Source organism: Arcobacter vandammei (assembly GCF_016106035.1).
Classification (GTDB): Bacteria; Campylobacterota; Campylobacteria; order Campylobacterales; family Arcobacteraceae; genus Aliarcobacter; species Aliarcobacter vandammei.
On sequence record NZ_JADKPZ010000020.1, the window covers coordinates 1 to 13,345 of the forward strand.

Sequence of the window (13,345 nt, forward strand, 5' to 3'; positions counted from 1 at the left end):
GTCACTGCCAGCTTTGAGTTTTTACAAAGCCTTCCTCAGTCTAGTCTTTTCTAGGTTTAGGAAGGCTTTTTTTATTTATTCTATTTTATTCAAGTTTATTTTTACTATTTACTTATTTGTTAGGGTTTTTCCCTCTAGGTCACATTTAACTACTATTATTTATATTTAAAAGCTATTTTTATTAAAAGCTTTTGTATAATGTATATTCTTTAAAAAATAAAGGATTAGTTGTTGAATAAGCTATATTATAGTTATGAAATGTTTAAAAATGATACTTTAAAATTATTATTTTTATGTAAAAATTTTAAAGAGGATGCAATTTTAAGTATTGCAAGAGGTGGTTTAACTCTATCTCATCTTATGTCACAAGCTTTAAATCAAAGAAATATTTTTACTATAAATACAATTTCTTATGATAGGAAAACACAAAAAGATAGTATTGAAATTTTTAATATACCAAATTTAGGTGGATTAAAAAAGGTTTTGATTGTTGATGATATTATTGATAGTGGTCAAACAATAAATGAAGTTTTAAAACTTTTAAAAGATAAATATCCAAATATTGATTTTAAAATAGCAACACTTTTTTATAAAGATGAAGCAGTTATAAAACCAGATTTTAGTGTAAAAAAAGCTGAAACTTGGATAGAGTTTTTTTGGGAAGTTGATTTAGATTTAGAGGATAGAAATGATAATAGATAACAAAGCTAAAAAATTTTTAGCACTTGCTACTTTTTTTATGGCAACAGCAATAATGCTTGGTGCTTTTGGTGCTCATGGACTTAAAAAAATACTTGAACCAGATATGTTAAGGATATTTCATACGGGTGTTGAATATCAATTTTATAATACATTTGGATTATTTTTTGCAACATTTATATATTCTTTGAAAGAAAATTCAAGAAAAATAAAAATAAGTCTTTATTTAATAGTAATAGGTACTTTGATATTTAGTGTTTCATTATATGTGCTTACAATTTTAAATATGCCAATTCTAGGAGCAATAACACCAATTGGTGGGACTTTACAAATAATTGCTTATTTGTTATTATTTTTTGGAATTTTAAAAGATTAAGGAGAAAATTATTATGGCAGTAAAAGAACATTCTTTAGATATTTCAGCAAAGCTTGATATGCAAGAGATGAAAAATGCAGTAATTCAAGCACAAAAAGAGATTGAAAATAGATATGATTTTAAAGGTATTTCAAAAGATATAGATTTAAATATTGGTGCTAAAAGTTTAACTTTAGTGAGTGCTAGTGACAATAAAATTGATGCTATGTTAGATATTATGATATCAAAAATGAATAAAAGAGGTATAAGTATTAACTCCTTAGAAGAGGTAAAAAAAGAAGATAGTAGTGGTGGGAATAGAAAATATACTTATAAAATAATAGATAGTATTGAAAAAGATGAAGCAAAAAAAATTCAAACTGAAATAAAAAATCTTAAATTAAAAGTAACAGCTTTAAATCAAGGAGATACTATTAGGGTCACTGGAAAGAATATTGATGATTTACAGACTATTATGAAACATTTAAAAACTTTAGATTTAAAAGCTCCTTTAGTATTTGATAACTTTAAATAATGAAGATTTTACTTCTTGAAGATGATATAGCCTTAAATGATATTTTGAGTGATTTTTTAAGTGATAATGATTTCGAAGTAACATCATGTGAAAATGGTGAAGATGCTCTAGAAAAACTTATAGAAAATAGATTTGATTTAGCAATTTTAGATATTAATACTCCAAGTTTATCAGGACTTGAAGTATTGATAGAACTTAGAAATAGATATAAGAATAATATACCAATAATCATAATAACAGCATATCATGATATAAGTAATCTTAAAAAAGCTTTTGAAAATAGAGCTGATGATTATATTAGAAAACCTTTTGATTTAGAAGAATTAAAAATTAGAATATCAAAATTAAATAGAGAATTTTTGCTAAAAGAAGATAATTTCTTTTTAGATGATAACACTATTTTTAAACCAGAACTTTCTCAAATTATTAAAAATGATAAGATTATAAATATTGCACAAAAAGAGAAAGACATTTTAAGATATTTTATAAACCATAAGTCAAGAGTTATTTCAAATGATGAGTTATTTCAAAATATTTGGAATTATAATGAAGCTCCAAGTGATGCTACAATAAGAGTTTATATAAAAACTATAAGAGAAATTATTGGTAAAAATAGAATTAGTACAATCAGAGGAGTTGGTTATAAATTTGAATAAAGAAGAGAAGAAAGCTTTTCTAGGTTTTTTAACTATTTATATAACTTCTACTATTTTTTTATTAGGTACAATTATATATATTTACTATATGAATGAAGTAAAATCTCTAAAAAATAGTTGTAGTATGGAACTTTACAACTCTTCGATGCAGATAAAAAGTCAGATTGTGGATAAGTATATGAAAAATGAGAAATTTGAGCCAGTAAAGTTGGAAAATCAATATATAAAATATGCACTATTTGATAAGGATAAAAATATTATTTTTTCATATTTAGATGAAGAATTAAATGTTGATTTTAATAAACATAATTTCTCAAATTTTAAATATAACTATTTTATTACAACTATAAATGAAGATGAAATAGCTGTAAAATATATACTTATGGAGAGTTGTCAAGAGTATAATGATATTAAGAATTTACAATATATTATTTTTATTGTTCTATTTTTAAGTATTGTTTTTATAGCTTTTGTTGGTTATTTATTATCTTTAATACTTTTAAAACCTATTAAAAAAAGAGTTTTAGATATGGATAAATTTATAAAAGATTCAGCCCACGAGTTAAATACACCAATAACTGTTCTTTTAAGTTCGGTTTCAATGCTAAAAAGTGGTAAAAATCCAGAAAAAATGATGAAATATATTACTAGCAGTTCAAAACAAATCTCTCAAGTTTATAATGATATACAATTTACAACTTTTAATGAATTTAAAAATAATCATATTTCAAGTTTCGATTTAAAAGATTTGTTGTTTGAAAGTATAGATTTTTTTGCTGATATTGCAATTTTGAAAAACATTGAGATAAATCAAAATTTAAATAGTTGTGTTATAAAAATGGATAAAACAAAGGCTCAAAGAGTAATAAATAATCTTATTTCAAATGCAATAAAATATAGTAAAAAGGATTCAAAAATAATTATCTCTTTAAAAAATAATATTTTAAAAGTTCAAGATTTTGGAATAGGAATAAAAGATAATGAAAAAGATGAAATTTTCAAAAGGTATAAAAGAGGTGAAAATAGTGAAGGTGGTTTTGGAATAGGGCTTGATATTGTAAAAGGAGTTTGTCAAGAGTACAATTTAGCTTTGAGTTTAAAATCAGAACAAAATATAGGAAGTGAATTTTTTATAGATTTTTCAAATATTTGTGAAAAGGATTGAAAATCTATATTAATAAACTTTTTGTTAAAATATAAAAAAATATAAGATAAAAGATGATAAATATAATAGAAAATTTAGAAATTTGTGAATTAAAAGAGACAAATTATATAAAACCAATAAAAGTTAAATTTACACAAAATGGTGTTAAAAAAACTTGGGAAGCTGTAAGAAGTCATGATAGTGTATCGATTTTACTATATCATACCCAAAAAAAAGCTTTTTTGCTTGTAAAACAGTTTAGAATACCAGTTTTCCTAAATGATGAAAGTATTAAGTTTACTTTTGAGCTTTGTGCTGGACTTGTTGATAAAGATAAAACTATTGAAGAGATTGCTATTGAGGAGATAGATGAGGAGTGTGGATATAAAGTAGAGTTAGCAAACTTACAAAAAATCACCTCTTTTTTTACTAATGTTGGAATTAGTGGAGCAAAGCAGTATCTATTTTTTGCTACTATTGATGAAAGCCAAAAAATTCATAGTGGTGGTGGAATAAATGATGAGCAAATTGAGTTGTTTTTTCTTGATATAAATAGTGTTGATGAGTTTATTTTTGATGAAAAAAAGGCTAAAACTCCAGGATTAATGTTCTCTTTATATTGGTTTTTAAAAAATAAAAGTAGTTTAGGTTTATAGATGAAAAAATATTTAATAATTTTTATATTATCTTTAATATTAGTAGCAGAAGAAGATTTTGTTCCTGAAGAGTTAGATATAAATAACTCATTTATTACAAAATATGAGTATGGGAAAATGCTTTTTAATAATCCAAGAGGAATAGGGTGTAACAACTGTCATGGCGATGATGCAAGAGGCAAAAAAATAGTTGAATTTAAACATACAATAAATGAACACAAAACAAATAGTAAGCAAGAATTTAACTGTTCTTTGGTAGCTCCTGATATAAAATATATAGAATATGATATTTTTTCAAAAAAGATAAATTCTAAAAAAAATGAAAATATGAAGTTTGAAAAAGAACAAGTTTGTGATAAGTTAATTTATCAAGCAAATGTTATGCCTACATATTTTTTGGTAGAAGATGAAATTGAAGCTATTTATTACTACATTCAAAATATGAAAGAACAAAATAATATTAAAAAGAAGTAGCCTATCTTGAAAAGGCTATTCCTAATCCAATATTTGTAATCTCTCTATCATAATCAATCAAACTTTGTCCATAGCCATGAAAAGCTTGGAAGAGCCCATAAGAATTTTTGGATGCCATAAACTCAGGAAGCGGAAAAGTCCAGTTAAATTCAAAAGCTCCTTTATTTGTTTTATCAAATCTAAGATTATTTCTTAATAGCAATTCAAAAGTGTGTTGCTTATATGCATAAAGTAAACTTAAATCGCCATAACCATAATATTTGTGAAAATCTGGATTATCATCATCTCCATTTGTTTCAGGAATTCTATACCAAACCTTTGGAGCTATGAAAAGATTTGATAATTGAAAATAGCCTTCTAAATATATTCTATTTAAAGATCTACTTTGTTCATCTTTTTTTCCATTTGATGAGTGTATTAATGAGGCTTTTAATGCTTTAAAATATTCATTCTCTTTTATTGGAATTTGAATAAAAATTTCTGGTTCATAATTTGTCTCTCTAAAAGGAGATGAATGTTTTGTTGTTTGCCAATAAGATTTTTGTGTATATGCAAGACTAATTATCTCATCAAGTCCTAAAAAATTTTCAAATAGTGGTTTTTCAATACTTATTTGAAAGGTTGTTTCAAAATTATGCCTATCTTCAATATTTTTAAAAGTATATGCCAAAGGGAGAACATAATTCTTCTTATAAGGATAAATTCCAAAATCTTTTGTAACTATTTGTTCCAAATTTGTTTTTGTTTCTTTATCATCAACAGGATCAATTTGTCTTTCAAAAAATGCCCTTTTTAGATTTGAACTACTGTTTTTATCTTGAGAATTTTTATTTATATCTTCTAAATATTTATCTTCTTTGTTGTTATTTAAAGTTGCAACTTGTTTATATAAAAGCATAGCTGCCTTAAAATTTCCTTCATCTTCTAGTTTTTGAGCTTCAATTAATATCTGTTCATTTGAAGCAAAACAAAGAGTACAAGTTAAAATAGATAAAAATTTTTTCATTGTAAATATATCCATAAATTATTTTTTTATCTATTCTACTTAAATATTGATTTATAGAATATAAAAGCCACAAATTGATATAATCTTGCCTAATTTTATGAAAAGGTAAGAAATGTTAGTTGCACCATCGATTTTATCGGCTGATTTTGGGAATTTAGAAAGAGATATAAAAGCTATTTGTGATGCTGGTTGTGATTTAGTTCATGTTGATGTTATGGATGGTCATTTTGTACCAAATTTAACTATTGGACCAGTTGTGGTTGAACCAGTTGCAAAAGCTGCTACAAAACCTCTTGATATTCATTTAATGGTAGAAAATAATAATTTCTTTGTAGATTTATTTGCACCTTTAAAACCAAAATATTTATCTTTTCATCTTGAAAGTGAAAAACATCCACATAGACTTATTCAAAAAATAAGAGGTCTTGGAATTAGCCCTGCAATTGTGTTAAATCCTCACACAAAAGTTGAAGATATTGAGTATTTACTTCAAGATCTGGATATGGTTTTACTAATGTCTGTAAATCCAGGTTTTGGTGGACAAAAATTTATTCCTACGATTTTAGAAAAGACAAAAAAACTAAAAGAGCTTATAAATAAAAGAAATCCAAACTGTTTAATAGAAGTTGATGGAGGAGTTAGCAATAAAAATATACAAGAGCTAAAAGATGCTGGTGTTGATATTGTTGTTGCAGGAAGTTATGTTTTTGGTAGTAGTGATTATAAAGAAGCAATTGATAGCTTAAGAGTTTAGGAAATAGTTTTGAGAGTAAAAATTTGTGGAATCACAAACCTAAATGATGCACTAAATGCTATAAATGCAGGTGCATCAGCACTTGGTTTTGTATTTTATAAACCATCACCTAGATATATTGAACCTCAAAAAGCACTAGAAATTGTAGAAAAACTTCCACCTTTTGTACAAAGTGTTGGGCTTTTTGTAAATGAAAATGAAGAGTTTATAAATAGTGTTTGCAAAAGTAGTAAAATGCAATTAGCACAAATAATTGATGATGAAAACTCTATAAATTATGTAAAACTAGAACCAAAATATATAAAAGTAATTAGAGTAAAAGATAAAAAAGATTTAGAAAATCTAAATGATGATTACTATTTAGTAGATGCCTTTGTTGATGGTTTTGGTGGAATGGGAAAAAGAGTTAATCTTAAACTATTTTCAAATCTTGATTGTTCAAAATTTATTCTTGCGGGTGGATTAGAAAAAAATAATCTAAAAGAGCTAAATGGTTTTGGTTTTTTTGGTGTTGATGTAAGTAGTGCTGTTGAGATTGAAAAAGGCAAAAAAGATAAACAAAAACTAATTGAGTTTATAAAAGAGGCTTATGAAATCGCCTAAAAGAAGGTATATTTTAAAACCAACAAAACCAACATTCTTGGATATTTTAAGAAGATTAAAAAAAGAACCAATAGAGTTTGAAGAGTTTTTGAAGCTTTTAGAAAACATAAGTGATAAATTTTATGAAAATAGTGAGTTAGAGTTTGAATTACTTTTAATAAATGGTTTGCCACTTGATATAAAAGATAATTTTGTTTATCTTAAAACTACTCAAAATATTTTAAGTGAACAAACTTTTTGTTTTGTTGATATTGAAACAAATGGTGGAAGCCCAAAAAAAGGTCATCAAATAATAGAATTAGGTGCTGTAAAATATAAAAATGGGGAGATTATAGATAAATTTGACTCTTTAGTTTTTGCAAGAGAGATACCACCTTATATTCAAGAAGTTACAAATATTACTTTAGAAATGCTAGAAACTGCTCCAAGATTAGAAAAAGTTTTAAAAGAGTTCAAAGAGTTTTTAGGTGATGATGTTTTTGTTGCTCATGATATAAAATTTGATTATAATTTTATTTCAGATAGTTTTGAAAAATATAATTTAGGAAAGCTTTTAAATAGAAAACTATGTACTATTGATCTTGCAAAAAGAACAATTATATCACCAAAGTATGGACTTAGTACTTTAAAAGAACTTTTAAATATAGATGTTGAAAATCACCATAGAGCATATTATGATGCTCTTTCTACAGAAATTATTTTTGAGAATTGCTTAAAAAATATTGATTCTGAAAAAATAAAATTTACTGAAGATTTAATAGCTTTTTCTAAGTCAAATAATATTATAAAATTAGATACTTAGCATTTTTGGATATTTAAAAAACTCTAAATTTCCACTTTTTTCTTCTATATTTTCCCAAGATTTTACATCAAAATTTATCTTTAAAATTCCACTTGTTGGGATATTCTCTGTAAAATTATCAATTAAATAATTTGTTAAATCATTTAGTCCTGGATTATGTCCAAATAGAAAAGCTATTTTATTTTTATTATCTATATTTTTAATAACTTTTAAAAGATTTATATAAGGTGCTTCATAAATTGATTTATCAAAAATTATTTCTTCATTTTTATATTTAAATTCTTTTATAAAAAAATCTAAAGTTAATTTTGTTCTTTTTGAAGGAGATGAGATTATTAAATCTGGTGATTTTATAAGTCTTTTTAGAATTTTAGCCATAAAAGGAGCATCTTTTTCTCCTCTTTTATTTAAAGGTCGATCAAAATCTTTTAAGCTTGTATCTTTCCAAGATGATTTTGCATGTCTTATTAAAATTAACTCTTTCATATTATAAAATATCCTTATTTAAAAATGATAAGTAAAACTTATTTTATTTCAATTATACTTTAAAAATTATATAGCTATAATTCACCTTTTAGGGTTTAAACTTGCTTTTAAAGTTTTGGGAAGATGAGCAAAAACCATAGAGCTATTTTTTATAAACTTATCATTTTTGAAAATTGCTATTTCTAAACTCATCTTTTGCTTATTGAAACTTAATAGTTTTATTGTCTCATCTTTTTGTATAAATTCAAGATTTGAGCCTCTTAAATCTACTATTTTTTCTTTTGTCAAGTTTAAATCCTAAATTTTCTTATAATTTTACTAAAAGAGGTTTAAAAATGAGTGAAGAGAGTATAAAAGCAATTCCCTCAAATAGATTGCAGTTTTTTCCTATTATGATGTTTGCCACAATTATGGGGCTTGGTGGTCTTACTTTGGTTTTTGAAAGGCTAAACCATATTTTTGCTTTTCCTAGTTTTTTTTCAGTAACTCTGATAACTATTACAACAGCTCTTTTTATCTTAATCTGTCTTACATATTTAGCAAAAATAATAAAATATAAAGATGAAGTGAAAAAAGAGCTAAATCATCCAATTAGAATAAACTTTTTTGCAGCTAGTTCTATATCTATGCTTATTTTATCAGCTACATATAGAGAGTTCAACCTTGATATAGCTTCAATATTTTTCTATTTTGGAGCAAGTTTACATCTATTTTTAACATATTTTACTATTAGATTTTGGATAAATAATAATCTTGAGATAGTTCATTCAAACCCTGCTTGGTTTATTCCTATTGTTGGAAATTTAATAGTTCCTATTGCTGGAGTTGGTTTTTTTGATAACTCTATTTTAATTTTTTACTTCTCTATTGGGATGTTTTTTTGGATAATTTTATTCTCAATTATTTTAAATAGAGTTATTTTTCACAATCCTTTTGCACCAAAATTTATGCCTACAATGTTTATTTTAATCGCACCTCCTGCTATTGGTTTTATCTCATATATAAAATTAACAGAAAATTTGGATTTTTTTGCTCAAATACTATTTTCTTTGGGTATATTTTTTACTATTTTAGTAGCCTTTTTATATAAAAATTTTGTAAAAATAAAATTTTTTATCTCTTGGTGGGCATTTACTTTTCCTATGGCTGCTGTTACACTTAGTTCAATACTTATGTTTGAGCTTACAAAAAAAGATTTTTATAGCTATTTATCTTTTTTTCTAGCCTTTATAACAACACTAATAGTTTTTTTAGTTGCTATACAAACTATAAAGCATATGTTTAAGAAAGAGATTTGTATAATGGAATAAAATGCTAGAAAAGGCTTAATAAAATGGAATTTAGATATATAGGAAAAAGTGGTTTAAGAGTAAGTAGTTTATGTATGGGGACTATGACTTTTGGAAGTAGTACAGATGAAAAAGAGGCATTTTCTATCCTTGATAGTGCTTATGATAGAGGAATAAATTTTTATGATACAGCTGAACTCTATCCCGTAAGCCCAAAAAAAGAGACTGTTGGTTTAACTGAAAAAATAGTAGCAAAATGGCTAAAAACAAAACCAAGAGATAGCATAATATTAGCCACAAAAATTGCTGGTGCTGCAAGTGGTTGGTTTGTGCCACCTGTACGACATGGGCTTACAGCAATTGATAGTTTTCATATAAAAAGAGCAGTGGAGGGGAGTTTAAAACGACTTGAAACTGATTATATAGATCTTTATCAAATGCATTGGCCAGATACTGTTGTGCCTATTGAAGAGAGTTTAAAAGCTTTTGATGACTTAGTTCGTGAAGGAAAAGTACGATATTTAGGAACTTCAAACGATAGTGCTTATGGATTAACAAAAGCAAATGAAACAAGTAAGAATAGGGGATTAGCTAGATTTGAGTCTATTCAAAATAATTTTTCACTATTGAATCCACGATTTCACGATGAATTATCAACTGTTTGTAGAAATGAAAAAATTTCACTTCTTCCATATTCACCAATTGCTGGTGGAGTTTTAAGTGGAAAATATAATAGCGATTTTGTATCTCCTGATGTACGATTTGCAATGTATCTAAAAAATAGCAATAAAAGAGTTCAAGCTATGGCACATAGATTTGTAAATCCTAAGACTTTAGAAGCTACAAAAGAGTATTTGATTTTGGCAAAAGAGCTCGGAATTTCGCCTGTTACTTTAGCAGTTGCTTACTCAAAAGAGTTTGATTTTGTAGCATCTACAATTATTGGAGCTAGAAAACAAGAGCAGTTAAAAGAGAGTTTTGAAGCAATTGATTATAAACTAAATAAGCAAACTATGGAAAAAATAGAAGAGATTCAAAAAAATATTCTTTATCCTATGGGTTGAAGCTTTAATTTCTTAAGAAATTAAAGCTTTTAAACTCTTAACATTAAAAAGTCTTAAAGACTCATTTTTTAGATTTTTTACTTCAGTTGTATAGCCATTTTTTGTAAAAATAACTAAAATATCATAAGATATATCTTCACTTCTTAAATCTTCCAAAAATCTATTTAAATCACTTTTCTTGATTTTACTATCACTATATTTACAAAATCCAACAATAGTTTTGTTTGAAACTGTTTTTGCAACGATTGGAATTTGTATTTTTTCATCCCAAAATTGTCCGTGCTGTTTTATCTCTTCATCAAGAAGATGATTTTTTACAAAAGATAAAGCTAGTTCTTCAAAGATAAAATCACTAAAATCAGACTCTCTATTTTGAAATTTTACTTTAAACTCATCATAATTGCCCTCTTTAATACCTTTATAAATAGGAGATACAAAAGCAAACCAAAATCTAAGAAATGGATTTACAAAAAGTAGTTTTTTTACTATTTTTTCACCTCTTTTTCCTAGTAAAAAGTGACTAGATGAATCAATATCTATTATCTCTTTTTCATACAAAGCATCTACACATTTCATTCCCTCTTCAAAGCTTACAAATGCTCTTTTAAAAGAATTTGTAGTTTTTCTATCACCAAGTGCAACTCCTGAAAGTACAGCATGATTTACAGAATATCCACCTGTAAGGTAATTTATTTCATTTTTAAACTCTAAATAGTTGTTTAAAATATGTTTCTCTATTAGCTCTAAAATAGGTTTTGTTGTATCTATTTTTATATCAAGCCCACCAAATACTGTAAAGTATTTTATAGCTATTTGCATATCATCTATGCTGTTTTCTTTACAAAAATATTGAAATAGCTCTTTTATTGATTTATCTAAAATAATCATTTTTTATTTTGCCTTTTTTTAAAGCTAGAATTTTATAAGAATTTATGCAGAGATTAACTCTCTACATAATTTTTAAGATTTTTCCCAACTTTTGGGTGTTTTAATTTTTTAATAGCACTTGATTCAATTTGTCTTACTCTTTCTCTTGTAACACTTAACTCTTTTCCAATTTCTTCAAGAGTTCTATCACTTGCATCTTCCATAAGACCAAATCTCATTCTAATAACTGCTTGTTCTCTTTCGTTTAATTGTCCAAGAATTTGGTCAATTTGACCTTGTAAATCCTCTTTCATAATATTATCAATTGGTGTTGGTGCTTTTTCATCTGGAACAAAATCCCCAAATTTACCATCATCATCACTTCCAATTGGTGCTTCTAAAGATACAGGCTCTTTTGTGATTTTAATTACTTGTTTTACTTTATCAACAGGTAATCCAACCTCTTTTGCAATCTCTTCAACATCAGGCTCTTTCCCATTTTCTTGAACACCTTTTCTTATAATTTTATTTATACGATTTATTGTTTCAATCATATGAATAGGAATTCTAATAGTTCTTGCTTGATCTGCAATTGCTCGTGAAATTGCTTGTCTTATCCACCAAGTAGCATAAGTTGAGAATTTATAACCTTTTTTATACTCAAACTTATCAACAGCTTTCATAAGCCCAATATTTCCCTCTTGAATTAAATCTAAGAATGGTAAACCTCTATTTGTATATCTTTTTGCAATAGAAACAACAAGTCTAAGGTTTGATTGAGCCATTCTAGTTTTTGAAGTATCTGTTATTTGTTTACCTCTTTTAATTTGCTCTAAAACGGCTTTTAACTCTTCAGGTGTTAAATCAAAACCATCTTTAGAAGCTTCCGCTGTTTGGAATAATTTTTTAATTTCCATATATGTTGAAACCATTGTAGCTTCAGGAACCATTGCTGTTATTTGAACTTTTGATAAATTTATAATATTATCTAAAATCTTTTGGTGGTTTTTTTGTAAAGTTTCATTAAAAAGTGGAAGTCTATACTCTAATCTTTTTAACTCATCTTCAAAACCATCTTCGCTTTTTAGTGAAGTTTCCATAGCTTTTACTATTTCAGTAATTAATTTTGATGTTGGACCTAAATCTAAAAGAGTCTCTTTAAGTTGTTTTTTCTTAAATGCAGTTGCAAGATTAAATGTCATCATATCAACTTCATCTTCACTTTTTGCAGTCTCTTTTGCTTGAAATTTAAGCCACTCTTTTTTAGCTTTTTCAAGCTCTTTAAATGCTTCAATAATAGTTTGAGCTCTTTTATCTAGTTTTTTTTGTTTTGCCCCTGATAATTTTTTATCTTCCTCATCTCCATCATAATCATCAGAATCTTCATAATCATCAAGCTCCTCTTCTTCCTCTTCTTCTTCCGTTTCATCGTCGAAGTTTTTGAATAGCTCTTTTACTTTTCTTTCTCTATTTACTAATGGTTCTTTATACTCTAAAATAAAATCAATTAAGTATGGAACATAGCAAATAGCATCAAGAATAATATCTTCTCCAGTCTCTATTCTTTTAGAAATTTCAACTTCTTCATCTTTTGTTAGAAGTGGAATTTGCCCCATTTCTCTAAGATACATTCTTACAGGTGAATCAGATCTTGACCACTCCATAAGCTCTTTGTTTTTTAATAAATCAAACTCATCATCTTCAGCTTCAATTAGCTTCTCTCTTTGCTCTCTTCTTTTTTTTGCCTCTTCATCATTTAAAAGTTTTGCTTGTTCTTGAGAGCTTATAACTGTTACATTATATAGTTGAACAAGGGCAAGAATTTTTTTGATAGTTGCACCTGTTGGTGCTTTTGGAAATATCTTAATAATTTTTTCGTATGTAAGAACTGAATCTTTATACTCTTTGATTAGTTGTTCAATAACCTTATTTATATCTTTTGTACTCATAGATTT

General features: G+C 26.1%; 17 protein-coding genes. 12 read left to right on the top strand and 5 right to left on the bottom strand.

Features of this window, described 5'->3' with window-relative positions; translation table 11 throughout:
- Window positions 1–231 precede the first annotated feature (231 nt).
- From IQC44_RS10000 to IQC44_RS10030, 7 genes are read left to right on the top strand one after another with little or no spacing between them, the layout of a single operon-like run.
- The gene (locus IQC44_RS10000) at window positions 232–702 is read left to right on the top strand and encodes a phosphoribosyltransferase (RefSeq protein ID WP_198306226.1); all 471 of its coding nucleotides are present in this window, start codon (window positions 232–234) and stop codon (window positions 700–702) included.
- On the top strand, window positions 689–1,075 hold the full coding sequence (locus IQC44_RS10005) for a DUF423 domain-containing protein (RefSeq protein ID WP_198306227.1): 387 nt from the start codon (window positions 689–691) through the stop codon (window positions 1,073–1,075). The genes IQC44_RS10000 and IQC44_RS10005 overlap by 14 nt, the downstream gene beginning before the upstream one ends.
- A gap of 13 nt (window positions 1,076–1,088) precedes the next feature.
- Window positions 1,089–1,589 (top strand): YajQ family cyclic di-GMP-binding protein, encoded by a 501-nt coding sequence (locus IQC44_RS10010; RefSeq protein ID WP_024775151.1) that lies wholly within the window; start codon window positions 1,089–1,091, stop codon window positions 1,587–1,589.
- Complete coding sequence (locus IQC44_RS10015) at window positions 1,589–2,245, top strand: response regulator transcription factor (protein ID WP_024775150.1); 657 nt, start codon at window positions 1,589–1,591, stop codon at window positions 2,243–2,245. The genes IQC44_RS10010 and IQC44_RS10015 overlap by 1 nt, the downstream gene beginning before the upstream one ends.
- Window positions 2,238–3,410 (top strand): sensor histidine kinase, encoded by a 1,173-nt coding sequence (locus tag IQC44_RS10020; protein ID WP_198306228.1) that lies wholly within the window; start codon window positions 2,238–2,240, stop codon window positions 3,408–3,410. The genes IQC44_RS10015 and IQC44_RS10020 overlap by 8 nt, the downstream gene beginning before the upstream one ends.
- Window positions 3,411–3,463: 53 nt before the next feature.
- On the top strand, window positions 3,464–4,045 hold the full coding sequence (locus tag IQC44_RS10025) for an NUDIX domain-containing protein (RefSeq protein WP_198306229.1): 582 nt from the start codon (window positions 3,464–3,466) through the stop codon (window positions 4,043–4,045).
- Window positions 4,046–4,519 carry a c-type cytochrome gene (locus IQC44_RS10030; protein ID WP_198306230.1) on the top strand — a complete coding sequence of 158 codons (474 nt, stop codon included), beginning with the start codon at window positions 4,046–4,048 and terminating at the stop codon, window positions 4,517–4,519.
- Between the two features lies 1 nt (window position 4,520).
- On the opposite strand, the gene IQC44_RS10035 is transcribed toward IQC44_RS10030, so the two are convergent.
- Window positions 4,521–5,525 (bottom strand): phospholipase A, encoded by a 1,005-nt coding sequence (locus tag IQC44_RS10035; RefSeq protein ID WP_198306231.1) that lies wholly within the window; start codon window positions 5,523–5,525, stop codon window positions 4,521–4,523.
- 112 nt (window positions 5,526–5,637) lie between these two features.
- Between IQC44_RS10035 and rpe the strand changes: the two genes are divergently transcribed.
- Genes rpe through IQC44_RS10050 form a run of 3 tightly spaced genes read left to right on the top strand, consistent with a single transcriptional unit; the run spans window position 5,638 to window position 7,684 of the window.
- Window positions 5,638–6,279 (top strand): ribulose-phosphate 3-epimerase, encoded by a 642-nt coding sequence (gene rpe / locus IQC44_RS10040; RefSeq protein WP_198306232.1) that lies wholly within the window; start codon window positions 5,638–5,640, stop codon window positions 6,277–6,279.
- 9 nt (window positions 6,280–6,288) lie between these two features.
- Window positions 6,289–6,882 (top strand): phosphoribosylanthranilate isomerase, encoded by a 594-nt coding sequence (locus IQC44_RS10045; protein WP_198306233.1) that lies wholly within the window; start codon window positions 6,289–6,291, stop codon window positions 6,880–6,882.
- Window positions 6,869–7,684 (top strand): 3'-5' exonuclease, encoded by an 816-nt coding sequence (locus IQC44_RS10050; protein WP_198306234.1) that lies wholly within the window; start codon window positions 6,869–6,871, stop codon window positions 7,682–7,684. Before IQC44_RS10045 ends, IQC44_RS10050 begins: the two co-directional genes overlap by 14 nt.
- Here IQC44_RS10050 and IQC44_RS10055 read toward each other — a convergent pair.
- Window positions 7,673–8,170, bottom strand: a complete 498-nt coding sequence (locus tag IQC44_RS10055; RefSeq protein WP_198306235.1) for a SixA phosphatase family protein — start codon at window positions 8,168–8,170, stop codon at window positions 7,673–7,675. The genes IQC44_RS10050 and IQC44_RS10055 overlap by 12 nt on opposite strands.
- An 81-nt stretch (window positions 8,171–8,251) precedes the next feature.
- Window positions 8,252–8,458, bottom strand: a complete 207-nt coding sequence (locus IQC44_RS10060; RefSeq protein WP_198306236.1) for a malate dehydrogenase — start codon at window positions 8,456–8,458, stop codon at window positions 8,252–8,254.
- 47 nt (window positions 8,459–8,505) lie between these two features.
- Here IQC44_RS10060 and IQC44_RS10065 point away from each other — a divergent pair, with 47 nt between their 5' ends.
- Together IQC44_RS10065 and IQC44_RS10070 are read left to right on the top strand one after the other, a co-directional pair.
- Window positions 8,506–9,480 (top strand): SLAC1 anion channel family protein, encoded by a 975-nt coding sequence (locus IQC44_RS10065; RefSeq protein ID WP_198306237.1) that lies wholly within the window; start codon window positions 8,506–8,508, stop codon window positions 9,478–9,480.
- Between the two features lie 23 nt (window positions 9,481–9,503).
- Window positions 9,504–10,523 carry an aldo/keto reductase gene (locus tag IQC44_RS10070; protein WP_198306238.1) on the top strand — a complete coding sequence of 340 codons (1,020 nt, stop codon included), beginning with the start codon at window positions 9,504–9,506 and terminating at the stop codon, window positions 10,521–10,523.
- Between the two features lie 12 nt (window positions 10,524–10,535).
- On the opposite strand, the gene IQC44_RS10075 is transcribed toward IQC44_RS10070, so the two are convergent.
- Together IQC44_RS10075 and rpoD are read right to left on the bottom strand one after the other, a co-directional pair.
- Window positions 10,536–11,411: a DUF234 domain-containing protein gene (locus tag IQC44_RS10075; RefSeq protein ID WP_198306239.1), complete on the bottom strand. Its 876-nt coding sequence runs from the start codon at window positions 11,409–11,411 to the stop codon at window positions 10,536–10,538.
- Between the two features lie 53 nt (window positions 11,412–11,464).
- Complete coding sequence (gene rpoD / locus IQC44_RS10080) at window positions 11,465–13,339, bottom strand: RNA polymerase sigma factor RpoD (RefSeq protein WP_198306240.1); 1,875 nt, start codon at window positions 13,337–13,339, stop codon at window positions 11,465–11,467.
- Window positions 13,340–13,345 lie beyond the last annotated feature (6 nt).